The sequence below is a fragment of the Syntrophus buswellii genome (assembly GCF_046097065.1).
GTDB lineage: Bacteria > Desulfobacterota > Syntrophia > Syntrophales > Syntrophaceae > Syntrophus > Syntrophus buswellii.
Genome location: NZ_CP175563.1, coordinates 2,622,687 through 2,648,363, shown reverse-complemented (window position 1 = coordinate 2,648,363; position 25,677 = coordinate 2,622,687). Strand labels below are relative to the sequence as shown.

At 54.6% G+C, this 25,677-nt stretch carries 20 protein-coding genes; 10 read left to right on the top strand and 10 right to left on the bottom strand.

The features are described 5' to 3' along the window. Positions 1-22: 22 nt before the first annotated feature. The 4 genes from ACJ77P_RS12050 to ACJ77P_RS12035 all read right to left on the bottom strand — a co-directional run bounded on the left by ACJ77P_RS12050 (position 23) and on the right by ACJ77P_RS12035 (position 5,334). Entirely contained in the window at positions 23-1,351 is a 1,329-nt protein-coding gene (locus ACJ77P_RS12050) for a SpoIID/LytB domain-containing protein (protein ID WP_408998361.1), read from the bottom strand. Between the two features lie 867 nt (positions 1,352-2,218). Beyond that, a complete protein-coding gene (locus ACJ77P_RS12045; protein WP_408998360.1) occupies positions 2,219-2,890 on the bottom strand; it encodes a potassium channel family protein in 672 nt (223 codons plus the stop codon). Further along, complete coding sequence (locus ACJ77P_RS12040) at positions 2,887-4,347, bottom strand: TrkH family potassium uptake protein (protein ID WP_367359884.1); 1,461 nt, start codon at positions 4,345-4,347, stop codon at positions 2,887-2,889. Before ACJ77P_RS12040 ends, ACJ77P_RS12045 begins: the two co-directional genes overlap by 4 nt. A gap of 864 nt (positions 4,348-5,211) precedes the next feature. Then, positions 5,212-5,334 (bottom strand): hypothetical protein, encoded by a 123-nt coding sequence (locus ACJ77P_RS12035; RefSeq protein ID WP_367359883.1) that lies wholly within the window; start codon positions 5,332-5,334, stop codon positions 5,212-5,214. 185 nt (positions 5,335-5,519) lie between these two features. Between ACJ77P_RS12035 and ACJ77P_RS12030 the strand changes: the two genes are divergently transcribed. Continuing rightward, positions 5,520-6,722: a methionine adenosyltransferase gene (locus tag ACJ77P_RS12030; protein ID WP_408998359.1), complete on the top strand. Its 1,203-nt coding sequence runs from the start codon at positions 5,520-5,522 to the stop codon at positions 6,720-6,722. Between the two features lie 26 nt (positions 6,723-6,748). On the opposite strand, the gene ACJ77P_RS12025 is transcribed toward ACJ77P_RS12030, so the two are convergent. From ACJ77P_RS12025 to fdhF, 5 genes are all read right to left on the bottom strand, one after another. Next, positions 6,749-6,892 carry a hypothetical protein gene (locus ACJ77P_RS12025; RefSeq protein ID WP_367359881.1) on the bottom strand — a complete coding sequence of 48 codons (144 nt, stop codon included), beginning with the start codon at positions 6,890-6,892 and terminating at the stop codon, positions 6,749-6,751. 40 nt (positions 6,893-6,932) lie between these two features. Beyond that, on the bottom strand, positions 6,933-7,463 hold the full coding sequence (locus ACJ77P_RS12020) for an HPF/RaiA family ribosome-associated protein (RefSeq protein ID WP_367359880.1): 531 nt from the start codon (positions 7,461-7,463) through the stop codon (positions 6,933-6,935). 57 nt (positions 7,464-7,520) lie between these two features. Continuing rightward, the gene (gene amrS / locus ACJ77P_RS12015; RefSeq protein ID WP_367359970.1) at positions 7,521-8,531 is read right to left on the bottom strand and encodes an AmmeMemoRadiSam system radical SAM enzyme; all 1,011 of its coding nucleotides are present in this window, start codon (positions 8,529-8,531) and stop codon (positions 7,521-7,523) included. Between the two features lie 63 nt (positions 8,532-8,594). Next, the gene (locus tag ACJ77P_RS12010; protein ID WP_367359879.1) at positions 8,595-9,950 is read right to left on the bottom strand and encodes an NAD(P)/FAD-dependent oxidoreductase; all 1,356 of its coding nucleotides are present in this window, start codon (positions 9,948-9,950) and stop codon (positions 8,595-8,597) included. Between the two features lie 351 nt (positions 9,951-10,301). Beyond that, a complete protein-coding gene (gene fdhF, locus ACJ77P_RS12005; protein WP_408998358.1) occupies positions 10,302-12,998 on the bottom strand; it encodes a formate dehydrogenase subunit alpha in 2,697 nt (898 codons plus the stop codon). A gap of 296 nt (positions 12,999-13,294) precedes the next feature. Between fdhF and ACJ77P_RS12000 the strand changes: the two genes are divergently transcribed. The 9 genes from ACJ77P_RS12000 to ACJ77P_RS11960 all read left to right on the top strand — a co-directional run bounded on the left by ACJ77P_RS12000 (position 13,295) and on the right by ACJ77P_RS11960 (position 25,054). Continuing rightward, on the top strand, positions 13,295-15,022 hold the full coding sequence (locus tag ACJ77P_RS12000) for a PAS domain S-box protein (RefSeq protein ID WP_408998357.1): 1,728 nt from the start codon (positions 13,295-13,297) through the stop codon (positions 15,020-15,022). 410 nt (positions 15,023-15,432) lie between these two features. Further along, complete coding sequence (locus tag ACJ77P_RS11995) at positions 15,433-16,263, top strand: nitroreductase family protein (protein ID WP_408998356.1); 831 nt, start codon at positions 15,433-15,435, stop codon at positions 16,261-16,263. Between the two features lie 252 nt (positions 16,264-16,515). Then, complete coding sequence (locus ACJ77P_RS11990; RefSeq protein WP_408998355.1) at positions 16,516-17,106, top strand: methylated-DNA--[protein]-cysteine S-methyltransferase; 591 nt, start codon at positions 16,516-16,518, stop codon at positions 17,104-17,106. Beyond that, the gene (locus ACJ77P_RS11985) at positions 17,103-17,792 is read left to right on the top strand and encodes a class I SAM-dependent methyltransferase (protein ID WP_367359873.1); all 690 of its coding nucleotides are present in this window, start codon (positions 17,103-17,105) and stop codon (positions 17,790-17,792) included. The genes ACJ77P_RS11990 and ACJ77P_RS11985 overlap by 4 nt, the downstream gene beginning before the upstream one ends. 262 nt (positions 17,793-18,054) lie before the next feature. Then, positions 18,055-19,533, top strand: coding sequence for a phospholipase D family protein (locus ACJ77P_RS11980; RefSeq protein ID WP_408998354.1), 1,479 nt, complete (start codon positions 18,055-18,057; stop codon positions 19,531-19,533). Positions 19,534-19,860: 327 nt separating this feature from the next. After that, a complete protein-coding gene (locus ACJ77P_RS11975) occupies positions 19,861-21,441 on the top strand; it encodes a class I adenylate-forming enzyme family protein (RefSeq protein ID WP_367359871.1) in 1,581 nt (526 codons plus the stop codon). Positions 21,442-21,495: 54 nt separating this feature from the next. After that, positions 21,496-22,098, top strand: coding sequence for an acetate uptake transporter family protein (locus ACJ77P_RS11970; RefSeq protein ID WP_367359870.1), 603 nt, complete (start codon positions 21,496-21,498; stop codon positions 22,096-22,098). 266 nt (positions 22,099-22,364) lie between these two features. Further along, entirely contained in the window at positions 22,365-23,618 is a 1,254-nt protein-coding gene (locus ACJ77P_RS11965) for a M24 family metallopeptidase (protein WP_408998353.1), read from the top strand. A 293-nt stretch (positions 23,619-23,911) separates the two neighbouring features. Then, a complete protein-coding gene (locus tag ACJ77P_RS11960) occupies positions 23,912-25,054 on the top strand; it encodes an acyl-CoA dehydrogenase family protein (RefSeq protein WP_367359868.1) in 1,143 nt (380 codons plus the stop codon). A 406-nt stretch (positions 25,055-25,460) separates the two neighbouring features. On the opposite strand, the gene ACJ77P_RS11955 is transcribed toward ACJ77P_RS11960, so the two are convergent. Then, a complete protein-coding gene (locus tag ACJ77P_RS11955; protein WP_408998352.1) occupies positions 25,461-25,619 on the bottom strand; it encodes a hypothetical protein in 159 nt (52 codons plus the stop codon). Positions 25,620-25,677: the final 58 nt, after the last annotated feature.

Genomic DNA, 25,677 nt, shown 5'->3' with positions numbered 1-25,677 from the left:
GAACGGCGATTCCTCCCCGTCCTCAGTACAGCTTCTTCAGGGAAGCGCCCCGGAAATAGTGCTTCAGGATGGTTTCCGCTGAGCTGCCCCGTGATGCCATGACCGCGGCTCCGATCTGGCAGAGGCCGACGCCGTGTCCCCAGCCGCCGCCGTGGAGAACAAAGCGGCAGTCGGTGCCCGACGGATCCCGCTGGGCCTCCACCACGAAGGCGCTGCTGTAGAGATGGCTGCGGGAGAGCCACCTGCGGATTTCCAGCTCCTTACCCACCACGATGGAGGTCTTCGTGCCTGCGATTTTCAGGCGGGTGATCCGTCCCGACGGCCCACGTTCCAGGGGGATGAGTTCCAGAACCCGGCCGAAGTCGATCCCCGATTTTTCCCTGAGGATCTCTCCAAGTTCCTCCTGGTCGTAGGCGACCTCCCAGCGGAAGAAGTCCTTCGTTTCCTGATCGAACGAGGGCAGGATCTCCGCGAGGAGCTTTTCATCCCGGATATTGCAGTAGGCTTCGGGAGAAGAGAAGAGCCAGCGCTGTGCCGCCTCTTCGTCGAGAACCGGGCCGTAGTCAACGGCGCTGTCGGCAACGCTGGACAGGTAAGGATGCGGAATCTCTTCCCAGGTATTCTCGAAGGTTTCCGTCCGCCCGCCGCAGCATTTGGAATAGCGGGCGTCGCAGACGGCATCGCCGTAAACCAGAAATACCCCCCGCGTGGCGTTCACGGCGGCCTCCGTGCGGTCCGGGATGCTTCGGGTCAGCCCCTGATACCGCTGACAATGATCATCGGCGCAAACGTCGAAGAACTGGTGTTCCTCCCGCCCGTACCAGATTATGTGTTCGTCACCGGCTGAAGCCGGGGCGGATGCCCCGGTCGGGGGCTGCCCCCGTTTCAGCATGACGGCCAGCCAGCTCCGGGAGATGATCGCGTGGGCTTCCAGCAGGGCCATGGGTGCCGCGGCGCTCATTTCGGAGGAGATGACGCTGGAAAGATAATCCTCCAGGGCGATGTCATTGATGGCCGTGAGGGTATTGTCACCTGAGGCCAGGATCCGGAGATTTCCGGCAAAGGTTTGCTCTTCCTGCCTTTGCCAGTGAAAGGCATTGCCGATGGTGACGTTCTGGAGCGAAAAGGTGGCCTGATCTTCACAGAGAAGGCTCAGAGAAGAACGGGCGATCATCCCTCCACCCTTGCCGGCATTGAAAAGAATCTCGCCTCCAAGGCTGTGGATTGTGAAATTCCCGGAAAAATGCTGCCCGGGATATTGGGGACTGCGGAAATGCCCATGAAGACAGCCGGAAATTTCCGACTTTCCTTCCATAAGGCCGACGCGAAGACGGGGTTCCTTGGTGATCATGGGATTCTGTCCTGAGAGGTGGATTGAAAGACGTTACCGACGACACTTTTGTGGGATATCAGAAACCCGTCGGCAATGCAATGTATTGTCTTTGAAATATCAGTCTTTAACGTGGAATTTCCTGAAAAGGCATGTCTTTTTTATCTTTATTTGTGGGAGACGGCGGGATGTGCGAACAATCGTCTGAAATTTCAGGCATTGGCAGCCTTTAATGTTCTTCACCTGGCCAGAAGGAAATCCGGAGGGATGCTCCCGGTTACTTTCAATGGACTTCATCTGCAGCAGAGTATTCGGTGAGTAAGAAGTGGATAGACGCGAAAGGTCAGATCCGTTCCCGAAAGGGAAGGTGAGAAAGAAACTCCCTGCTTCGGCTCTAAGAAAATGGGATGCATGGTCTATGCGAGGCACATGAAGGACCAGGAGGTTTCACCGGAGGGAATGGTTTTCCTGGAGATGATCGGTTTTTCAGTGAAGAGAGAATCCAGCGGCATTCCTTACCCGTAACAGAAATTGTCATCAGGAGACGGATATGATCGACACGCTCAATTTTGAGCTGATGACCGAACTGGTCAAGGGGTTGTATCTTCCGCGTTTAGAACTTTGAACCTTCCGTGCCAGCGCCCGCCGGCACCCTGCAAAGGAGGTAAAGCGGGAGAGCCGCTGAGGTTTTCAGACCTAAGGCAGGATTGGCGGGGCTTTTATAATCCCTTTGCGGCCAGATTGTATTATGGAATATTGCTCCTAAGCTTCTACTTCAGCCCGCCATGGACGGCAGGATAGAAGATAAGCTCCTCAGCTTCAACGGCCTCAAAGGCGGGATCAATGGTCTTCAGCCTCTGTCTCAAGGCGGCATTTGCCTTATCAACCCTATCCCGTGGAATTTCCCGCCGGGGGCTTCTGACGCCAGTGCTCCTGTAATTGGGGCAGATTCTTGCTGTGTGTCAGGATGACAATCTCGTCGCCGGTCCTGAATATCGTTTCGTCATCGGCATGTAAAAATTTTCCGCTTCGATAATAACAGATCACTTTGGCTTCAGCAGGCAATTTCAGATCCGTGGCGGTAAAAAGATCATCCTCTTTGACCATAAAGGTGAAGAATCTGGCCTCGTCCTTGATGACCGTAGAAAGTTCAACGTTTTCACCGCCCTCCACTAAATTCTCCAGATAACGGCTGATGGTGATGGATGGAACGATCGTATCATTCAGCCCCAGCTCGTGGCAGATTCCTTCAAATTGCTGATCGCCGATACTCGTCACGACGCGTTTGAAACCGAGGGACCGACCGACGAGACTGGCAATGACGTTAACCTGGTCATTGTCGGTAAGGCAGAACAGGAAGTCAGTCTGTTCCGGATTGACTTCGTGCAGCACGTTCGGCTGGCTGCCGTCGCCGTGTAGAAAGCTGCAGTCCATCTCTTCGGACAAGTCCCTGATTCTGGCTTTATCGATATCGATGATGACGACTTCATGGCCCTTTTTAATCAGTTCCCTGGCCGTACCTATGGTTACTTTCCCTGCTCCTATAAAAACGATTCTCATGTTTCCTTCATCCTCCTTCCAAACCAAGTGCCTGGATAAAGCATCACCAGCCATGCAAGGATTTCGAGTCTTCCCATCAGCATGTCAAAACAGAGAATTCCCTTGAGCAGAGCAGGAAGCTCTGAAGTTGTCAAACCCACGGACAGACCTACCGTTCCTATTGCCGATACCACCTCGAACAAGGAGTCGAGCGGATTGAATCCCATGATCAAAAACGGCAGCCAGGACAGCGCAGTGACGGAGACAAAGAGTATGATTAACAGCAGGGCCGACTGGATTTCTTCCTCCTGAAGTCGGTGCCCTGCCATTCGATGCTCGATAACAGCGTGTTTCGGCAAACAGGTTTTCAGGATGATTAGGCGAAGTACGCCCACCGCGATCAGGAAACGCAGGAGCTTGAATCCGCCTGCCGTAGATCCCGTGCCACCCCCGACAATCATCGAGAGGATCAGGACCAGTTTCGAGCCTCCGTCGAGTTGCTCACACGGTATTGAAGAAAAACCCGTGGTCGACTGGGCAGAGAAGGCGATCAGGGGCGCGTGATGGATTACTTGTTGCCAGGCCATGCCGGAACTCAGCCACAAGGCGGCCATCGCCAGCGAGATGACTAAAGCGGCGACAACAATGGCCCCGAGTTGCAGCAAGTCCGCGGCGGCGAACCGCTTTTCCCATAAGATCCGGTGGTAAAACATCAGAGGGACCGCACCGGCGAGGCAGGTCAGCATAATCCATACCTGTACCGGCCAATCCAACGTCGCGAGGCTGTCATCATAGGGGGCAAAACCACCCGTCGAGACAGCGGAAAAAGTGTACATCATTGCGTCGAAAAAATCGATTCCCACCAGCAGGGAACCCATGATGCCGAGCACAGTCAAAAGGACATAGACTTTCAGGACACGCCTTGCGTGCGCCCTTGTGCCGCCAACCAGATCATCAATTTTGGAGTCCTTGACCGCCAGCCATTTCGCATGCAAACCCGGTTGCATGACCAGTGCAAGGGATAGCACGACGATGCCCATCCCTCCATACCACTGCATCCATGCGCGTGCAAAAAGAAACGTCGGCGGCTTATGCGAAAGCGCGGACGACATGCTCAGCCCCGTGGTTGTCACACCGGAGATGGCTTCAAAGAGGGCGTCAATGAAACCCAGTCCGGAACCCATTAACGGGTAGGACATCACCAGTGGGGTGAATACAAGGATGAGGGCAGCCAGCACGATGCCCTCATTGTCCTGTATTTTGGAAGGAGTCCGCAACCTGGACAGGGAGAATCCAAGAATTGTGATCCCAGCGATGACCATCCCGTAACGCCGGCTGACGGGGACGTCGCCCAGGATTACCGAGATCAAGAATGGTACCAGTGTCAGTGCGGCAAGGACGAGGCATAGTTGACCGAAATACTTTAAGATCACGAGTAAGCGTACCGCATACCTGAGTTCCATTGCCAGTTTAGCCACGAACAGCTCCTTTTCCTTCTGGACGGCAGGCGATCCTTTTTCCCTTTCTTCGAGCCCCAATCGTTGAATGAACAAATCGAAGGTTTTTCAGCTCTAACGTTTGAATCTTCATTGCTGCCCATTGAAGCAACAAAGCCAATTTGGGATTACCATAAACGAGCCTGCAGGAACCGGCGATTCTCTCTGTAAGTTAAAATAGGGATCTCGGGCCATGAGATCCATTTTCCATGCTTCCAGCAGCATGGACTTGGATAGAAAGAGGATAATGGATTTGACCAGGATTACTTTTCAATGTCTGCTACCGAAACATTCGGGCAAAACATCTTCCAAAAAATCGTCATGGGAAAGTCCTGACATTGAGGATTAAAAAAGCATGCGTCTTAAGCGCGATCGGTGGAAATGAATCTGCCGGAGGAACGGTTCATCAACGGGACATCACCTTGGAAAAGACACTTGGGACAATTACGCCTGCCATTATGAGTAGCGGGCCGATCATGGCGGGAATATCCAGAATATCCAGCGGCTGTCCCAGAAAAGCCATACAACCAGAGCAATGAGCATAATGCCTGCTCCGGACCAGATCGCATGGACCGTCCAAATTTGAATGACCTTTAACCGGCTGACTGATATCGGTCTTTTCAAATACCCTTTATGGATTGATACGAACTTGTTTTTCCAAGAGAGAATTATAGGAAGAACGATGTCATGGTGTCAATGCGGAAGTCTCAATAAATGGAGCTGATCGTGGGGAGCGTTGCCGCCACCCGCCTCTTTTCTCTTCTCCCGCAAGATGTTGCGGTAATGGCCGCATCGGCATTCGGAGAGATATGGTTTCCGCAGAACACGTTAAACCAGAGACTTCCATCAGTAAAGCAACCGGCCCCTCTCCTCGGGAATCTTGCCCTTGGAAAGAAGCAAACTGAGCGTCTTGTGCCGGAAGATGGCTTTCAGCTTTTTCAGGTAAAGGGGTGGGACGACTCGGAACATGTCCTTTGTTCCCAGGAGCAACCGTCCGTTGCTTGGCAACGGGGATTGAAGCCGAGGTAATTGCCGAAGGTCTGAACGGAAATTGCAGCGTCGGATATGCCCGACGATTCAGCGATGCCATTTTTAAATTGAATATACTGCTTGATTTATTTAGAATTTGACATCAGAAAAAGGAGGGTGCCGCCATGATACTGGTAGAGCCGTTCAAGGGGAAATCTGCAACGGAGCATATGGTTGAAATCGTGGAGCGCAAGGGCAAGGGTCATCCCGACTATATGTGCGATTCCATCATGGAGTCGATCTCAGTCGCCCTGTCCCGGGAGTATATCAAAGCCTTCGGAACGGTGCTCCATCACAACATAGACAAGGGGCTGCTGTCTGCGGGGAGGGTTGAAAAAAACTTCGGCGGCGGAAGAGTGATCAAGCCGATGGAGCTTACCATCGGGGACCGGGCGACGCTCAGCGCCGCCGGCCGGGAAATCCCCGTTGTCGATATTGCCATTGACAGCGCCAAACAGTGGATCCGGAGCCATATGAGGTTCGTGGATCCTGACGCCCACCTGGAATACCGGGTTGTCCTTCTGCCCGGTTCCGAGGAGCTCACGGATATCTTTTCCCGCCCCGGCAGGGTCATGGCGGCCAACGACACCTCTGCCGCGGTCGGATATTATCCGTTAAGCCCTACGGAGAAGGTCGTCCTCACCCTCGAGGGTCGGCTGAATTCGGCTGAGTTCAAGAACATGCACCCTGAAACAGGCGAAGACATCAAGGTGATGGGCTTGAGAAGCAGGGATTCCCTGGACTTGACCGTGGCAATGCCGCTGCTTGCCCCTTACATCCGGTCGGAGGAGGAATATTTTGAGAGGAAGGAGATTATTCATCGGAGCATCAAGGAAATGCTCGGCGAGACGGGCGGATTTAAAAGAATCGATGTCCATTTCAACAATCTTGATGAGCGGAGCCGGGGACTCGGGGGAATTTATCTGAGCCTTCTCGGGACCTCCGCTGAAGATGCGGATTCGGGGCAGGTCGGCCGGGGGAACAGGGTGAACGGGCTCATCTCCGTGAGCAGGCCCCTGGGCACCGAGGCTGCCGCGGGGAAAAATCCCGTCAGCCATGTGGGAAAGATCTATAACGTTCTGTCCCACAAGATCGCAAGGGAAATATACGAGAACATCGATGGGATTAAGGAAGTCTACGTTCTGCTGTTAAGCCGGATCGGAGCGCCCGTGGACCGTCCGCAGATGGCAACCGCCCAGATTCTCCTTGAACGGGGGCGGACAATCGGGGACGTCGCCAGCAGGACCAAAGACATTTTTGAAACGGAATTTTCGGAAATCAACCGGTTCTGCGAGGAATTGAGCGCCGGGAAGTATCCTGTCTGTTAAGGTGCCCCTCAGATTTCCCAAGGGAATCAATCCTCCCGGAGAAAGGGGTATGTGTGCAGGTCTTCCTGTTTCCAGAGCGAAAGACCTGCCCATGAGCCGACGGTTTCAACAACGACAACGGCATCCGGACCGTCAAAGGCGATGCGCCCCGGTTTTCCAGCCGTTTTCATAGACGGTGACGACGGCGTTCCATTCCTGCATAACGTTCACCTACAGAACGATTACGGAGCTTGCCTGGGGGCCCTTGTCCCCCATCTCCTCGGCAAACGTGACTTCCATCCCCAGGGACAACTTTTCAAAATCCCTGTTCACCACGCTGTTTTTGTGAAAATAGACATCATAGCCCTCCGGAGAGACGAGGAATCCATATCCCTGATCGGGAAAAAGGATGCCGATACGCCCCCGCTGCTGCTTTTCATGGATCTTGACGTCACCGCGCTGTTCGCGGGAAAAATCCTCGAGCTTCCGCTGCGCCGCGGCAAATGAATCCCGCATGGCCACAAGGAGATCCTCATTCTGCTCCCGCCTGGTCACGATTTCCCCGCCGGGGACGGTCATGATGATGTGTACGCTGTACAGCCTCCCCGAATGGGGATGCTTTTTCGGCTCATCAACGACGACCTTGCAGCGCATGATCCGGTCATAGAACTTGTCAAGCTTGTTCGCCCGATCGGTGATTTCATTCCTCACCTCTTCACTGAGATCAACGCCGTGCCCTGTAATCTGTAGTGGAATAATCATCGTCTCCCTCCTTGCTTCTCGTTGAGAACCTAAAGGTTTTTTCCCATGGCCGCGCCATTATGGCATCCCAACGCCGTCGATCGCCGCCGCGCAATTTGTGCAGCTGGCGTTTTTCATCCTGATGGGACCTAGAGAAAAGCCGACCCTTTCGATCAGCAGCTCCCCGCAGGAAGGGCAATAGGTGTTTTCACCCCCTTCACCGGGGATGTTCCCTTCGTAAACATATTTCAACCCGGCCGCCAGCCCGATTTCCCGCGCCCTTCTCAAGGTTTTAACCGGGGTGCGGGGCTGATCCAGAAGCTTATATGTCGGGTAGAACTGGGTCACATGCCACGGAATGGCCTCATCGACGGATCGGATGAACTCGGCGGTCTTAGTCAAGAAATCCTCGGAGTCATTATGCGTCGGGATGAGAAGCGTTGTTATTTCCACCCAGACGCCCAGTTCCCTCATGAGCTTGATCGTGTCCAGAACGGGCTGCTGCCTGGCGCCACAGACCTTTTTATAGAAGGCATCATCCCCCTTCAGGTCGATGTTGATGCCGTCGAGACAGGGGGCGATCAGCCGGGTCGCTTCCGGTGTCATGTACCCATTGCTCACGAAGACGTTTTTCATTCCCCTTTCCCTTGCCAGCCTCGCGCAATCGTAGGCAAACTCGAAAAAGATTGTGGGCTCGGTATAGGTATAGGAAATGCTGGCGCACCCCGTTCTTTCCGCTTCGCTCACGATCGTTTCGGGAGAGGCGGCTTCTCCGGGGATGCCCGGATATTCCTTGGGATATTGTGAAATTTCACTGTTCTGACAGTGCAGGCAGCGGAAATTGCAGCCGACCGTGGCGATGGAGTAGGATCGGGACCCCGGCTGAAAATGAAAAAGGGGTTTTTTCTCAATGGGATCGACGTTCCTGGCGATGATCCTGCCGTAGACGAGGCTGTAGAGCGTGCCGTTGCGGTTTTCCCTGACGGCGCAGATCCCTCTTTTTTCGGGGGCAATTTGGCAGCGGTGGCTGCAGAGGCCGCACTGCACCCTGCCGTCGCCAATCTTTTCATACAGCAGCGCTTCTTTCATGTCCTTCGAAATACGTTCCATCTCATTCCTCCATGAAAGTCGATATCGGCGTTCAAGCCCCAGTTATGAGGAAATTTCCCGAATCCTTCCGCCGATGGCGCGCGCGGCAAGGATCCCGCTGGCGGAAGCCTGAAGCAGTCCCCGGGAGACGCCGGCTCCGTCACCGACGACAAACAGATTCGGAATCCCCGTTTCCATTTCCGGTGAAACGTCAATCCGGTTGGAATAGAATTTTACTTCGACGCCGTAGAGAAGGGTATGGCGTGAGTAGACCCCCGGCGCGAGCTTGTCGAGTGCCTGAAGCATTTCCAGGATGTTGACCAGGAGCCGGTAGGGAAGAACAAAACTCAGATCCCCCGGCGTGGCATTGGAAAGGGTCGGGCGGGTGAGGCAGCGCGCAATGCGCCCCGGAGTGCTGCGCCGGCCGGAAAGGAGATCACCGAGCCTCTGGACAATCACGCCGTTGCCCAGGAGATTGGCCAGCCTGGCGATATAGCGGCCGTAACCGATGGGATCGTTGAAAGGCTCTGTGAACATGCTGCTGACGAGAATGGCGAAATTCGTGTTCCCGCTTTTTGCCTTCGTATGGCTGTGGCCGTTGACCGTGGCGACGGAATCGAATTCTTCGCACACAACCTCTCCATAGGGGTTCATGCAGAACGTGCGGATCTTGTCATCGAAGGTCTTTGAGTAGTGGATAAGCTTCGACTCATAGATGGCATCGGTGATCTCCTTCAGGACAATGGCGGGCAATTCGACCCGGACCCCGAGATCCACCGGACTTGCCATGCTCTTCAGCCCCAGGAGCTCCGCCTGCCCCTTCATCCACCGCGACCCCGTACGGCCCGGAGCGGCAAGAACGAAGCGGCTGTGGACCTTTTGACCCCCGGCGATTTCCACGCCCGCGATCCGTCCGTTTTCCGTCAGGATGTTTTCCACGGGGCTGTCTGTGCGAATCTCCACACGCCCGACAAGGTACTGCTGAAGATTTTTCAGAACGACGGAGCAGTTTTCCGTCCCGATATGGCGCACTCGCATGGGCACCAGTTCAAGATCAGCAATCCGCGCCCGGTCGGAAAGCTCTTCGAACGCGGCCGATGTTTCCCCGTACAGTTGATCCGGGGCTCCGTGGGCCACATAGAGCTTATCCGTATGGGAAAGAAGCTCCAACAGGGCATTCCGGCCAACATAATCGCTCAGAAATCCGCCGACTTCGGTTGAGAGGGTTAATTTTCCGTCGCTGTAAGCCCCCGCTCCTCCCCAGCCGCAGAGCATGTCCGAGGCATTTCCGCGGGTGCGCTTGCCGAGGTCCCTGCCCTGCTCGATCAGGAGGACCGGAGAAATGCCGAGGTCTGCAAGCGTGAGCGCTGCAAAGATGCCGCCTGGTCCGGCTCCGATGATGATCACTTCATATTCCATGGCAATCCTTCCGCGACAAACCCCATTCTATGACATAAATATCGGCCATCACGGAAATATTGTCAATCAGTAAAAAAGTGACCCGGGTCCTGTGTTCCGGTTTGGCGGAATTCGGAAGGCATTCCCTTCTGAAGTGACAGGAACAAGACGAAACGGGGGAGACTGGAGACGCGAGGGGCGGATCCCCAAAAAAAACGCCCCGGCATGAAAATGCCGGGGCGCGGGGTTCCGTAAAAGTTGTGATGCCTGCAGCAATGTGGCGGCTCTTTTTTGAAACGAGCCGCTGTTCAAAGAAATGCGTTGATATGCACACGGCCCCGTTTTTGCCTCGGGGCCTTGTGAAACGCTCAATCAGCCCAGTTTGTCTATCCGCACGGCGCAGGCTTTGTATTCCGCCGTCTGCGTGATGGGATCATAGACAGGATTCGTAAGCCAGTTGGCGCAGCCTTCGCGGAAGTGGAACGCCATCCAGACCAGGCCTTTCGGGACCTGGTTGGTGATCCGGGCCTTGACCACAACCTCTCCCCGGCGGGATTTGACGGAAATTCTTTCGCCGTCGGAGATGCCCTTTTCCCGTGCGTCAGCCGCGGAGAGATCCGCCGTCTCTTCACCCAGCAGCTCATTGATGCCCTGGGAACGCCCCGTCTGTGTCCTGGTATGATAGTGGTACAGGCGCCGGCCGGTGGAGAGCGTCAATGGAAATTCCTGGTCGGGAACTTCCGCCGGTGGTGTCCAGTCCAGGGCTTTCAGCACGCCCAGACCGCCGGTGAAGCGGCCATTCTTGTGCAGCGTGGGTGTCCCCGGATGGTCCAGGCTCGGTGCAGGCCACTGGATGCCGTCCTCTTCGAGGCGGGAGTACTTGATTCCCGCCATGGAGGGCGCCAGTACGGACAGCTCGTTGTCCCAGATTTCCTGGGCACTGTTGGATGCCCATTCATGGCCCATCCTCTTCGCAAGCTCCTTGAATATCCACCAGTTGGGTTTCGCATCGCCCGGAGGAAGGCTTGCCGTGCGCACCCGGTTGACACGGCGTTCGGAACTGGTAAAGGTTCCGTCGTTCTCGCTCCAGGCGGCGGCAGGCAGGATCACATGGGCAAAACGCGTCGTTTCCGTCGGGAAGATATCCTGGCAAACGAGGAATTCAGCCGATTCCAGGCAGTGTTCGACGTGGTGAATGTCCGGTTCCGTATTGGCCAGATTCTCACCAAAGACATAAAAGGCCTTGATCTTTCCTGTGGTCAACCCTTCCATCATGGTGGGCATCATCAGCCCCGGTTTGTCGGGCAGCGAGGGAACGTTCCAGGCCTTCATGAATTTTTCTCTCGCCTCGGCGTTATCGACACGCTGATATCCGGGAAAGACATTGGGAAGTGCGCCCATATCGCAGGCTCCCTGGACGTTGTTCTGGCCGCGCAGGGGATTGACCCCACCGCATTCAAATCCCACATTGCCCAGGAGCATCTGAAGGTTGGCGCAGGACATGACGTTGTTCACGCCGCAGGTGTGTTCGGTAATGCCCAGGGTGTACATGAGCATTGCCGGTTTGACCGAAGCCAGCCGGCGAGCCAGCTCGCGAATGGCATCGGGGGAAACACCGCTGATTTCAGCCGCCCGTTCCGGGGGATATTCCATGACTTTCTGCTTGAGCTCATCAAAGCCTGTCGTGCAGGATTCAACATACGCTTTGTCGTAGAGGTTTTCGTTGATCAGCACATTCATCACGCCGTTGATGAAAGCTACGTCGGAACCGACGTTGATCGGCACATGAAGCGACGCAAAATCAACAAGGTCCGTGCGTCTTGGATCAACGACAATCAGCTGGGCCCCGCTGAGAACCGCATCCTTGACGAACGTTGCCGCAACGGGATGCGCCTCGGTCATATTGGAGCCGATGACAAGGATCATCTTCGCATTCTTGAAATCAGCGAACGAGTTTGTCATGGCGCCGGAGCCGAAGGAAGTCGCCAGACCGGCGACTGTGGGGGCGTGTCAGGTGCGCGCGCAGTGATCGATGTTGTTCGTTCCGATCACCGAGCGGAAGAGTTTCTGCATCTGATAGGAGTCTTCATTGATGCTGCGGGCGCAACTGACCCCCGCAAGGGCATCGGGACCGTATTGTTCGATAATGCCCTTGAATTTATCCGCCACCAGGTCAAGCGCTTCATCCCAGGATGCCTCGCGAAAATCGCCGTTTTCCTGGCGAATGAGCGGTGTCTTGAGCCTGTCTTTCGAATAAATGAAGTCGTAGGCAAATCGGCCTTTAACACACAGGCGGCCTTCATTTGGCTGGGCGTTCTCGACGGCCGTGACCTTGACGATCCTGCCATCCTTGACATGCAGGAGCTGCTGGCAGCCGACACCACAGTAAGGGCAGGTTGTGCGGATTTTCTGCGTTTCCCAGGGGCGCCCGAGGCTGACGGCCTTTTTTTCCGTCAACGCTCCGACGGGGCAGACTTCCACGCATTGCCCGCAGAAAACACAGCTGCTGTCCATGTAAGGCTGATCGCCACCCGTACAGACCTTGCTTTTCGCACCGCGATAACCCAGCGAGATCGCCCTGTTGACGACCACCTCGTTGCAGGCCTGCACGCAGCGTCCGCAAAGAATGCAGCGGCTGAAGTCGCGCACGATAAATGGATTTTCCGTTTCGGCCGGATAGATCTCTTCGTTTTTTTCAAACCTCAGATCGGTTATTTTATAGAAATAAGCCAGATCCTGCAGCCGGCAGTTCCCGCTCGCTTCACAGACCATGCAATCGTGCTTTCCGCTGGAAAGCAGCAGCTCGACGTTGAGTTTCCTTGCCTGATGAACCCGGCCCGTCTCGGTAAACACTTCCATTCCGGCTGCTACAGGAGTGGAACAGGCCGCCATGAGCGATCGAGCCCCCGTGACCTCCACCAGACAAATTCGACACGCACCCGTAGGGCTGGCTCCCTTCAGATAACAGAGAGTAGGAATTTCAATTCCTCCATTGCGCGCCGCCTCCAGAATCACCTGACCCTTTTCGAAAGGTGTTTCTTTCCCATTTAATATAAAAGTATCACTCATTTTTTCCCCATCCCTGACCAAGAATATGCGTCATTGTTGATATATGTCACAATTGTATTTTGATGACCGATGTAGGTCTAAAATGCAATGCGAAATAAATACTAGACTTACGGCAATGGTTACTAGTATATGAGCGCGCAGGAGGAAGGTACACCCTGTTGCGGGCCGATTGGACATCTGCTTCCCTGCTGTCGGTAGGGGGCAAGCTGAAGTGAAGGGGGGCCATCATCGTCGTTATGCGGAATCCGTTGCAAAAAGCGCCGCTGCGAAAAAGAGCGGAAGAACGATTAGAGGGGTTGCAGGAAGCCGTTTCTCGGACCGGTGTGGATATCGAGTGGCTTGTTCATGAACTTCGCGTGCATCAAATCGAAATAGAGATGCAGAAAGAGGAAATGGACGAAATCAGGACAAGGCTCGAAACGGGGTTGGAACGCTTCCCTGAATCCTACGATTCCGTTCCCATTGGATTGGTTAGCATCAAGCGCGAAGGAGTGATCCGCGCGGCAAACCGGGCTGCCGCCGACCTGATCGGGATTGAGCGTTTACGGTTGATCAACCGGCCATTGGGCCGTTTCGTTTCCGAGCCGGAACGTCCTGCCCTTAAAACGTTTCTGGAACGGATCTTTGACGGCGGGGCCGATGAAGCCTGCGAACTGAGGCTGGCGGGCAATGGAGGCGCTCGAACCGCCGTCACGGTCAGCGCGACGGTGTCCGAAGACGGGAAGGAATGCCTCGCCATCCTGGCCGATATCACCGAGCTGAAAAAAAAGGAGGAGGCCCTCCGCGAAGAGTTGCAACATCACCGGGCTCTTTTTGAAAATGCCCGCGTGGCCATTTCCCAGGTGGATGAAGGGGGAACCTTTCTCCGCGCCAATAAACGTTTTGAAGCATTGACCGGTTACACTCAGGAAGAGCTCAAGGGCATGAATATCCGCGAAATCATGCATCCGGACGGCGCCGGCCAGGTGAAAGAGATGATTGCAGGACAGGTCCGCGGCGAGATCGCCCCGATTTTTCTGGAAGAGTACTATGTTTGCAAGAATGGGTCGCGTAAGTGGGGAGAGATCCGCTCCAGGGCGATACGGGATGGGGGGGGCGGGTTTCTTTCGGCTGTGGTGGCCATCGTTGACAGAACCAGGGGCAAGCAAATGGAGAAGGCACTCGCCGATAACGAATCCCTTGGCCGGAGCTTTTTCGAGAACGCTTCGATCGCCATGTTCCATTCTACCCTCGAACCAAACAGGCTCCTCCGTGTCAATTCCGCCTATTCAAGGTTGCTTGGATACGAATCGCCGGAGGATCTGATGTCTGCCTCTGCCGGCATGGACCCCTTTCCTGAAGAAGCCTGGGACCGCAAAGCTTTTTTTGCTGCCATGGAGCAGCGGAACTGGTATGATGGCGACTATCCCCTGATCCGCAGGGACGGCGGCATTCTGATCGGAAAAGCGGCAATCCGGAGCGTGTTCAAACCGGATGGCTCGATAGACCACCTGGAAGGCATTGTGGAGAATATCACCGAACGGAAGCGGGCGGAAGAGGTCCTGCAGAAGAGGGATAGAGAATTGCAGGAAAAAACGAAGTCTCTTGAGGAAGTTGATGCAGCCTTGAAGGTGCTGCTGAAAAATCTCGAAAAGAATCAGGAGGAATTGACGGAAAGATTTTTGATCAACATCAGGGAACAGGTTCTTCCCTGTCTGGTAAAACTGAAGAAAACGCCTCTGAACCAGGCCCAGAGAGCGTTGATAAACAGTGCGGAGGCCTATCTGGATGAGATCGCCTCACCCTTCGTGCAGAAGCTGACGTCCAGTTATTTGAACCTTACGAAAAAAGAGGTTCAGATCGCCGTGCTGGTCAGGGACGGCAAGACATCGAAGGAAATAGCCGAGATCGTAAACGTTTCAAAAAGCGATGTCGATTTCCACCGGGGGAAACTCAGGGAAAAGCTCGGGCTGAAAAATCAGAAGGGAAGCCTTACCGTTTTGCTGCGCACCCTCTCTCATGAGGGGCCCCGGGAGAGGCCATGAGAAAAACGCCGTTCATGGGCACATCGCACATCGGTGAATCACCCGGATCGGGCTCGGACGGACAGGTCACATCGCTTTACGACAAGCATTTCACCGTTGGCCTCGCCGGCCTGTGCGTGCGGCCATGGAGAATTCTGTCGCTTTTTCCCTTTTTCTGTAATAATAAAAACGTGTTGCATATTCCCTGTTGAAAGGCCGCGATCCTTCAATGCTCTTGCGGGGGAGTATGCCTCAGGGACGATTGCCTGCCAGGTGGCCTGAAGCGTGTCATGACGGCTGCGTCGGATGGCGTATGCCATCCCTCGGAATTGAGGAAAAAGGTCCCTGGGGAAATCCTCTATGGAATGTATTTTTCCAAAGCGTTTCAGCATACCCGTATGACGAGCAATGGATAGGTTCAGGAGATTAGAATGATGAATACCCTTTTTGAAATTGATGTCGAAAAATGTAAGCGCGACGGCACCTGTGCCGCCGTCTGTCCACTGAAGCTGATCACCCTGCGTGACGAAGACAGCATTCCCGTCCCGATCGAGCGGGCGGAAAAGCAATGCATCCGCTGCGGTCATTGTGCCGCCGTTTGCCCTTTTGGCGCCTTGTCGCTGAAATTCATGAAGCCGGAGCAATGCCTTCCCGTCGACCCGAAGCTGCTTCCCTCGGCGGATCAGGCCAGACACTTCCTGACGGTCCGGAGATCGATCCGCACCTATAGAAAGCAGCCGGTGGGTCGTGAAGCCATTGCCGCCATGATCGATACGGCCCGCTACGCCCCTTCGGCGGTGAACGCGCAGCCGGTCAAATGGCTGGTCATCGAAGATGCCGGAGAGGTCAGGCGTCTGGCCGGCCTTGTCATCGACTGGATGCGGCAGGTCGTTAAAGAGGATCCTGAACTGGCCAAAGGCCTCAACATGAAACGGTTTGTGGCAGCCTGGGATAACGGTGAGGATCGAATCTGCCGGGGGGCTCCGCATGTCATTGTGGCTCATGCCGACGGGGCTCTGGCCGTCTCACAGTCATCCTGCACCATCGCCCTGACCTACCTGGAACTTGCCGCCTTTGCTGCAGGATTCGGGGCCTGCTGGGCGGGATTTTTCACGAGAGCCGCCAACCTGTATCCCCCCATGATTGAAGCGCTTGGGCTTCCTGATGGGCACCAGGCGTTCGGGGCCATGCTCGTCGGTTATCCAAAGCATCGTTACCGCTGTATTCCGTTGAGAAAAAAGGCGTCAGTCACCTGGAGGTAAGCTTTTGCCGGTCTGTGGTCAGATCCTTTTCAAGGGAAAAAGGGGGACCTTATTTGAGGGATGACCGTCGTCGGGTTACCAGGGGATGAATCCCTGAGCGTTTTTCCGCAACGGGGCCGCGGAAAGGCCGCTTCGCCGGGAAGGCCGGCGTGAAGAGGGTGACAAAGGGGTTGTGATCGGGATGGTATGATGGATCTGGCGAGATGGGCAGAGGGGGCCATGGATGTTTTTCAACCAGATGAAAGGGCATGGATGAGACACAACAGCGAAATTTCCCTGGAGCTCTGCCCCAGGGGGACACCCTTTGGCCCCGTGGCGGTCCTCTGGTCGATTCGCGAAAGAGAGCCGAAAGTCTACCAAATCCTTTTGTCTTCTCCGGGGGGGATTTCGGCCGATGAGGCTGTAGAGAAACTCTTTCCAGGTATGGATACTTCTTCCTGCCGGGAAATTGACCGATTTCTTGATCAAATCGAGGCGTTCCTGTCCGGGGAGGAGATTCGTTTTTCTCTCGACAGGCTGTACCTCGATCTCTGTTCCCCCTTTTCACGGAGAGTTCTCCTTGCCGACTTCGCGATCCCTCGTGGCCGGGTCAGCACCTACCGGCGGATCGCCGAACACCTGGACAAACCGGGGGCTGCCCGCGCCGTGGGAACCGCTCTGGCGAGAAATCCCTTTCCCCTGATCATCCCCTGCCATCGGGTCATACGATCCGACGGGAGCCTGGGGGGCTTCCGGTATGGCCTCCACATGAAAAGGCGACTGCTGGAGATGGAGGGGGTTACCTTTCAGGATGAACGTTACGTTGCCGTGCCGGATTTCTTTTACGGGGGCTGGTCGGAGTGAAAAGGCGGAACATGGGGCAGGGTGCAGGGCGGATCGACCGGGAGATATTGAACGCCCAGCTGCGGCATTGGGAAAATGTTTTTTCAGAGGCAGAGGACATGTTCGGCCTGGAACCCAGCGAACCGGCCAGGATGGCAGCGGGGCTGTTTCGGGCAGAGGGAACAAAAAAGATCCTTGAACTAGGTGCAGGGCAAGGGCGGGATAGCCTCTTTTTCGCGTGCAGCGGGTTTTCAGTCCATGCCCTGGACTATGCGGAGAAATCTGCCGCAACCCTTTCGGAAAAGGCCCGGCAGTTCGGCTTGTCCGGGCGGATCACCGTCATCCGTCATGATGTCCGGGAGCCGCTTCCCTTTGAGAACGAAACCTTCGATGCCTGCTATTCGCACATGCTGTACTGCATGGCCATGACGACGAAGGAACTAGAAACCCTCTCGAACGAAGTCCGCCGGGTCCTCCGTCCCCGCGGGCTGAACGTCTATACCGTGCGCCATACGGGAGATGCCCATTTCGGAGTCGGTGTTTACCGAGGCGAAGGTCTCTACGAAACGGGAGGATTTGTCGTCCATTTCTTCAGCGGGGAAATGGTCAAGCGGCTGGCGAAGGGATATGATCTGGTCGGCATCGACGAATTTGAAGAGGGCGACCTGCCCCGGAAGCTGTTTCGCGTGACCATGCGAAAGAGATGAGCGGTTCATCCGGAACATGGAAAGGACTGAAGCGAAGCGTAGAGAACGGCATCATTCGCCCGTGTCTCCCATGGGAAGGGGGCGCACGGTCTCATCGTGGATGCCTGGACTTCAAGACAGCAACGCGTTTGCTGCCGGGAGGGCACCGTTCAATCACAGAGGACCGACGGTCGCTTTGCCGGTCAGGATCATCAAACCGTTGTCACGGTGAGGCGCACAGACAATCAGCCATCTCCTTACAGAACTCGTAGGTCGTTACCGCATGTTGCCATCCCGTGAAACCCGTACCCGGTCGAACTTCGCCGCCGATAATGGCGGGACAAGGCTTGGACGGGCGATTGCTCCATCGGTTACCGCCCATCCGGGAAAGTCCGGTATCTATCCCCTTGCGGATTCCCGTGATGCGTTTGCCGCGCGAATACTCCTGGCAAGGGATGCGGAGCGGTCTCTCGACCTTCAGTATTACATCTGGCGCAAGGACCTTTCGGGAACGCTTCTTTTTCAAGCCCTTCACGATGCGGCCGACCGCGGTGTACGTGTGCGGCTTTTGCTCGACGATCACGGCAGCTTTGGGATCGATGACACGCTGGCGGCTCTGGATGCTCATCCGAACATTGAAGTCCGGCTGTTCAATCCGGTTTCTATTCGCACCCCGCGCTGGATCGGTTACCTGACCGACTTTCTGCGCCTGAATAGACGCATGCACAACAAGTCTTTTACGGCGGACAATCAGGCTGCCATCGTGGGTGGCCGCAATGTCGGTGACGAATACTTCGGTGCCGCCGAGGGAGTGCTCTTTGTCGATCTTGACGTCCTGGCTGTCGGGCCGGTCGTTGAGGAAATTTCGGTTGATTTTGACCGGTACTGGCACAGCGTTTCCTCCTTCCCGCTGGGCCGATTACTACCGCCTGCCGACTCTGCGCGATTGGCCGAGCTTGCCTCGGCTGCGCAGGGCATTGAGTCCGATCCCGCGGCGGAAAAATACATGAGTGCCTTACGCAATGCCCCTTTCGTCCGTGAGCTGATTGAAGGATGCCTGACGCTGGAATGGGCCGCCACACACGCGGTCAGCGATGATCCGGCAAAAGTCCTGGGGCTCGCCGCCGCTGAGGTAAACCTGCCTGAGAAACTCAAGCAGATCATCGGAGAGCCGGTATCGGAGGTGCTGCTTGTGTCCGCCTACTTCGTTCCCACCGCTGCCGGTGTGGATGCCTTTGTCGCCATGGCGGACCGCGGGGTAGCCGTCAGGGTGCTGACCAATTCCCTGGAAGCCACCGATGTGGCCCCGGTCCACGCCGGTTATGCAAAGTGGCGTAAGCGGCTGCTTCAGGCGGGGATTGCCATCAGTGAATTGCGTCGCCTGTCACCGGACCGCGGCAAGAGAAAGCGAAGGGGTTCGCTCGGCCGCTCCGGACTGAGCCTGCACGCAAAAACATTCTCCGTGGATCGTTCACGCCTGTTCATCGGCTCCTTCAATTTTGATCCCCGGTCGGCGAATCTGAACACCGAGATGGGGGTTGTCATCGACAGCCCGGCACTGGCGAAGAGGATCGCAAAATTTTGTGAAAACCGCATTTCCGCTAACGCCTATCATGTGCGTCTGTCGGAGACAGGGGGGCTTTACTGGATCGAGAATCGGCCCGGAGAGGTGATCCGCCATGACACGGAGCCGGGTACGAGCCTTTGGCGGCGCGCCGGGGTCCGGCTTCTCTCCCTTCTTCCGATTGAATGGCTGCTGTGAAAGCTGGTGTCTCTCCGGAAAAGAATCCCATCCGTATTTTGTCCGTTCCCCTCTATTGATAACGGTTGCTCTCAGGGCTGCGGCAAGCGGCAGAGATATCCGCCTGAATGACCCGAAGACGCCCTGGAGATCCTAAAAAAATCCGCCACGATTTCGAAAACCATACTACTAGAAAAATACTATAATTACTATCATTCATAGAAAGAATCTTTTTCTAAGTATCTGACATAATAGTAAAATATGATTAAAAATTTTTGGTTCCAAAATTGCTTGGCTTAAGATACACCTCAGTTAAGGGGAGCACTATTCTAAAAAGGGAGGGTTATCATGGGAACAGAAATGACGTTTAACACGATTCCGACTTTGATCAACCGCAATGTAATGCTGTATCCAGATCGTGTGGCGATCAAGGAGGTGGAGGGCAACCGGGAATATTCCTTCACCGATGTTAAAGACAGGGCAAACAGGATGGGGAATGCCCTGTATGGGCTCGGGCTGAAAAAGGGGGACCGGGTGGCCATACTGAGCCAAAACAGCGTAGAATACACAGAGGCGTCCTTCTACGTCCCCAATGCCGGCTTCATCTTCGTGGTCTGCAATTTTCGACTGGCGGCGCCGGAAATGCTTGCCGTTCTGACCGATTCCGAACCGACGGCGCTGATCGTCCAGGATCAGTTTGTCGGAATGGCCCAGCAGCTCAAAGACTCCGTTCCTTCGGCCAAGCACTTCATCTATTTCGGGGCGCCCGACAAGAAACCCGAAGGATGGCTTGATTTCGAGGAAATGATCCAGAAGGCCTCGCCGGCGGAACTGGCCGTGGATATCTTTGAAGATGAAATCGCCATGCTCATGTACACAAGCGGCACAACGGGACTTCCCAAGGGGGTCATGCAGACCCACGCCAATTTTGTACATGCCGGCCGCGTCTGTTCCAGACTCAACTTCCTGGATCTGGACAGCCATGTCTTCATCATCTGCCCCCTCTATCACATTACGGCGCACTACACCCTGTTCGGGGCTTTTTATGTATCGGCGCCGTCCTATGTCTTTACGAAGTGGGACGTGGATCTCTTCCTGTCGTCCACGGAAAAGTTCAAACTGACGGGCGGCATGCTTGCCACGCCGATGGTCATGATGATCCTCGATTCGCCGAATCACAAGAAATACGACGTCTCAAGCTGGAAGCACATCTGGTTTGCCGGCGCAGGGATCATCCCCGCTGTTTACAAGAAATTTATTGATACCTATGGAAATATTCTCGGTGAACACCACGGGACGACCGAAACAACAGGCGTCACCACCAATCTGGGCCCTCGGGACATCCAGGACGCCTTTGACCGAGGCGACAACAACATCCTGGAATCCTGCGGAAGGGCGTCCTTCGACATGGAAGCCCTGATCGTGGATGAAAACGGCAAGCCGGTTCCCAAGGGCGGAGTGGGCGAACTGATTGTCCGGGGTCCCGGTGTCACGCTGGGCTACTGGCGAAAGGAACCGGAGACCAAGAAGGCATTCCGGGGCGAGTGGTTCCATACGGAAGATGTCTGCTCCATCGATTCCTTCGGCTATATCCGCATTATCGACCGCCTGAAGGACATGATCATCACCGGCGGCGAGAATGTGTATCCCGCAGAGATCGAGAAGGTGCTGCATTCGAATCCGGCAATCAAGGAGTCCTGTGTCATCGGTACTCCGCACCCGACCTGGGGCGAAGCCGTCACGGCGGTCTGTGTTCTCAATGAAGGGGCCACCATCACTCCGGCTGAGGTGACGGAATTCTGTAAGGGAAAAATCGCAGGGTACAAGGTGCCGAGGGTCGTCCATATCGTGCCGTCGCTGCCTCGCAACGCTGCAGGAAAGATCCTGAAGAGAGAATTGCGTGAGCAGTTCGGGGGCGGCGCAAAATAGAAGAAATGCTAAGTAGAAAGAACTGATACATAACATAATTAAGGAGGGAATATTATGTCAGATCAGCACGGTGCAGGATGGGCTAATCCAATGCCCGCCGGATTCACAGCCTTGGCGATTGCAGTTATGATTTTCTACGCGGTGTTAACCGGGAAAGTAGCAAGAGAAGCCATGCCCATTGCGGGTATCTGGTTGATCGGTGGCTTCTTCGTGCAGGTGATTGTAGGGGTCATCGAGCTGAAGCTGGGCAATTCCTCCGGTGGCAACACCTTCACCTGGTTCAGTGCTTACTTCATGCTGGTAACCGGCTCCCTGTGGATTTTTCAGTATTTTGCCGGCGTCTACGGGTGGAAGTTTGATCCCCGGATAACGGGATGGGCCTGGTTAACCATTACGCTTATCCTGTGGCTGGAGATTCCGATGTTCGCCAAATCCATGCCGCTAGCCCCATTTGCAGCGATCGTTCCCATGTGTCTGGCTTTGCCTTTCATTACCGGCATATACATGGGGTTCCTGGATCACCATACCTATGCCCCGATTGCCGGCAATCTCGCTGGATTGTGTGGGGTACTTGCCATTTACGCAACTGCAGCGATGCAGACAAACATGGTATTCGGCAGGCAGGTTTTGCCCTTTCCAGGCCCGATCATCAAGTAAGGTTTGTTTGAAACCGCAAGAGATGCCATGATAACCCCCGGATTCTCCTTCCTGTCCGCGCCCCCTGTCAGACAGGAAGGAAATCCGGGATTATCACACACCCAAAAACTGCACATCATCTTCATGCAGCATCAGGAACATCGGAAATTCTCAGAATATCCCCGGGGAATTCACGAAAGATCAACGGGAGATTAATCCGTCCGCGAAAAAGTCTGTCAGGAAAAGTTCGAGGACCAGGCTGAAGTATTGAAACAAGGTCAGGGAAGATGGTCAAGAGCTTAAATGTCTGTGATTTCACGCCCAGGGAGGAGATTGAGAGAAGGCTGGATGCCTTGAGAGGGTTAATGGCAGATCAGGGCATCCATTTTGCGGTCATTCTCCAGAACGTGGACCTCTTTTACTTTACCGGCACGGTTCAGAAAGGCGTTCTCGTTGTTCCCGTGGATGAGCCCCCTGTTTTTTTCGTGGAAAAAAGTCTGTTTCGGGCTCTCTATGAATCGCCCCTTGAGATCACGCCCATCAAGAAGATCAAAGAAACCAGGGAGATCCTCAGGGAGAAAAATGTGCTCAGAGGAAACGGTGCCATGGAGCTCGATGTGGTTCCCTTTCTTATCGCTGAAAAATGGAAATCCATCCTGGGTTATGACCACGTGGCAGACGTGTCGCCTTTGATCAGGCAGGTGAGGCTGGCGAAAAGCGAGTTTGAAATTCGACAGATTCTCAAATCGGGAGAGATTGTGTCCCATGTGTTTCGAAAAGCCAGGGATATTGTGAGGGAGGGAAGGCAGGAGGTTGCGATTGAGGCGGACCTTGTCGCCGAAGGCAGGCGCAGGGGCCATCAGGGGCTGCTGCGCATGAGAGGATTCAACCGGGAGATGACCTGTGCCCTGGTGACCCAGGGCTATTCGTCCACGGTTGCATCGGGCGGCGATGTGCCCATCGCGGGGTTCGGACTGACACCGGCCGTCGGCCAGGGTTCTTCCGCCAACATCGTGAAAAAGGGCATCCCTCTCATCGTGGATTATGGTGGGGGGTACAACGGCTATGTCACCGATGAAACGCGGGTCTATGTGGTGGGGGAGATGAAGGAATGCTTCCGGAAGCCATACGAGGTGTCACGGGAGATCATCGAGGACATGATGGATTATGTGAAGGAGGGCGTAGATACCGTGGAGGTCTTCACGAGGGCCCTCGATCATGTGAAACGGGCAAGGCTGGAGGAATTTTTTATGGGCCACGGCGAAGGGCAGGTGGCCTTTATCGGGCACGGATTTGGCCTCGAACTTAACGAAATGCCTGTCATTACGGCGCGCCACAGAATGGTGCTCCGGGAGGGTATGGTCATGGCCGTTGAGCCGAAATTCATCATCCCCAACGAAGGCGCTGTAGGCATCGAGGTCGATTTCATCGTGCGAAAAGATGGACTGCAAAGGATTGTGGAGACGCCTCTCGACATTGTGTCCATCCCCGATTCCCCGTCGGGATCAAGAGACCGCGCTGCCGGCCGTCCGGATGCGTGAGGCCCCAGGCTCCGGGAGATTTCTTGGGGGATCCAGGCTGTTTCTCGAAATGGGGAAAGAAAGAGGCATGATTACGGCGACGGAACAGCAATGGCTGGCCTCTGCCGTCAATTGATCCGGGCATCATTTTCCGGCAGGGGAAGAAACCTTCAAGGTCAGGGGACCGGCTGTTTGCTTTTTTGATGAGGCATATATTTTGCGTTTCTTAGGGCATTCGTGGGGGCAGCGGTTGCAGTTGACTGAAGATCAAGATTCCAACATTAATTGGATAGCGAGGAAAGAAGGTGGAGGTTATGGAAAATCTGTTGACTGATGAAACAAAAATGTTCCAGCAAATGATTCACAGGTTTTGTGAAAAGGAAATAAGACCGGTCGCCGGAGACATTGATGAAAAGGAAGAATATCCTTCTGAGATATTGGCAAAACTGGCAGAGATGGGCGTCGGAGGCATCATTACTCCCGAGCAGTACGGAGGCAGCGGATTAGGCTGGGTCGGGGCTTGCATTGCCATGGAAGAACTGGCCCGTGTGTCGGCAGCGGTCGCGTTGGCCGCCGGAGCCACCAGTTTTTATTTCGCCTATCCGATTCTGGAGGCTGGGACTGAAGAACAGAAAGAAAAATACGTCACCGCCGCTGCCTACGGAGAAAAAACGGGAACCATGGCCTTCATGGAGGCCAATTCCGGTCCAGATATAGCAAAAATAGAGACAACGGTTGAGGATAAAGGGGATGCCCTGGTTTTGAAGGGCAGCAAGATGTCTGTCGTCAATGCGGACAATGCCGACGATCTCCTTGTCTTTGCCAGGATGACAACGGGCGGACAGCCGGGCGATTTTGTCCTGGTCGCTGTGGACTCAAAGTCACCGGGAATTGTGGTTCGGAAAATTCCCAAGATGGGGATGAATGCCGTATCAACCTGCGAGGTGGACTTCAATGAGGTGCAAGTGCCGAAAGAAGCGCTGATCTCTTCCGGAGAGGCATGCCTTGGCTTGCTCACCAATGCCCTGGACCGCTTCCGCCTGGTCTTCGGGGCGGTCGGATTGGGAATCCTTCAGGGCGCCTTTGAAGAGGCCCTGGCATATTCGCAAGCCCGGCTAGCCTTTGGTAAACCGATCTGTGCCTTCCAGGCGGTCGGATTTTACCTGGCCGATATGTTCAAAATGAGCCGGATTGCCAGGAATATGATTTACCAGGCCGCTTTCAAGGCGGATCATGGCCAGGACATTTCCCTCGATGCGCAGGTTGCAAAGCTTTTTGCGTCGGAATCCTGCATGTGGGTTGCAGACAGGGCTTTGCAGGTGCACGGCGGATACGGGTTTTCCGTTGAATACCCGATTTCACGATATTTCCGGGAAGCACGGCTGATGGAAGTCGGTGAAGGGACATCGGAGACCTTGAAAGAAACGATCCTTCAAAGACTAGGGTTGCCGACATGAGTCAAAGGTTGGAACCCTTTATTCTTTAAAAGACAAAACCTTTGTAGCATCCGCAAGACGACCACCTTTCTTAAGCCGTAATCCGTTGATCGGGGCACGGCTCAAGGAAGGTGGTTTCCGCATGTAAGGCAGGTTCTTTCTGGCTATATTATCTCATGATCCTGAATGGTTAGAGACAATGATTTCATGAAATTCAAAATTGGGTCACGTGAGTTGAATGAGACTTGGCCTGATAGCTTTTATAATTTCAAGAAATACAACATGTTGCAAATACATCATTTAAATTAATTTAAAAATGAATTATAATGTCCGGCAAAACCGGTTCAGTAACCTGTTCTGTTGTTCCATTCTTTCTCCCGGTAAGACGATTTCAAGGAATCAATGGCGTAGATTTGGCTGATTTGACTCATGGAAACCCGGTACCGTATTTTTTATTTTGACTCTTTCCGGCAGGCGGCTTTAAAATAATCTGTCCAAGATAGACTTGGGGCAATGCACCTTTCATAAAAGGATATCGGGAGCATCCATGAGCCGCAATATTTTCCCGGCGCCGGTCCAGATCCATTTCTTGATCTCCCCGAAGGGCCTGCATTCCGAAATAGTCTTTAAAAAAGTGAGGGTAT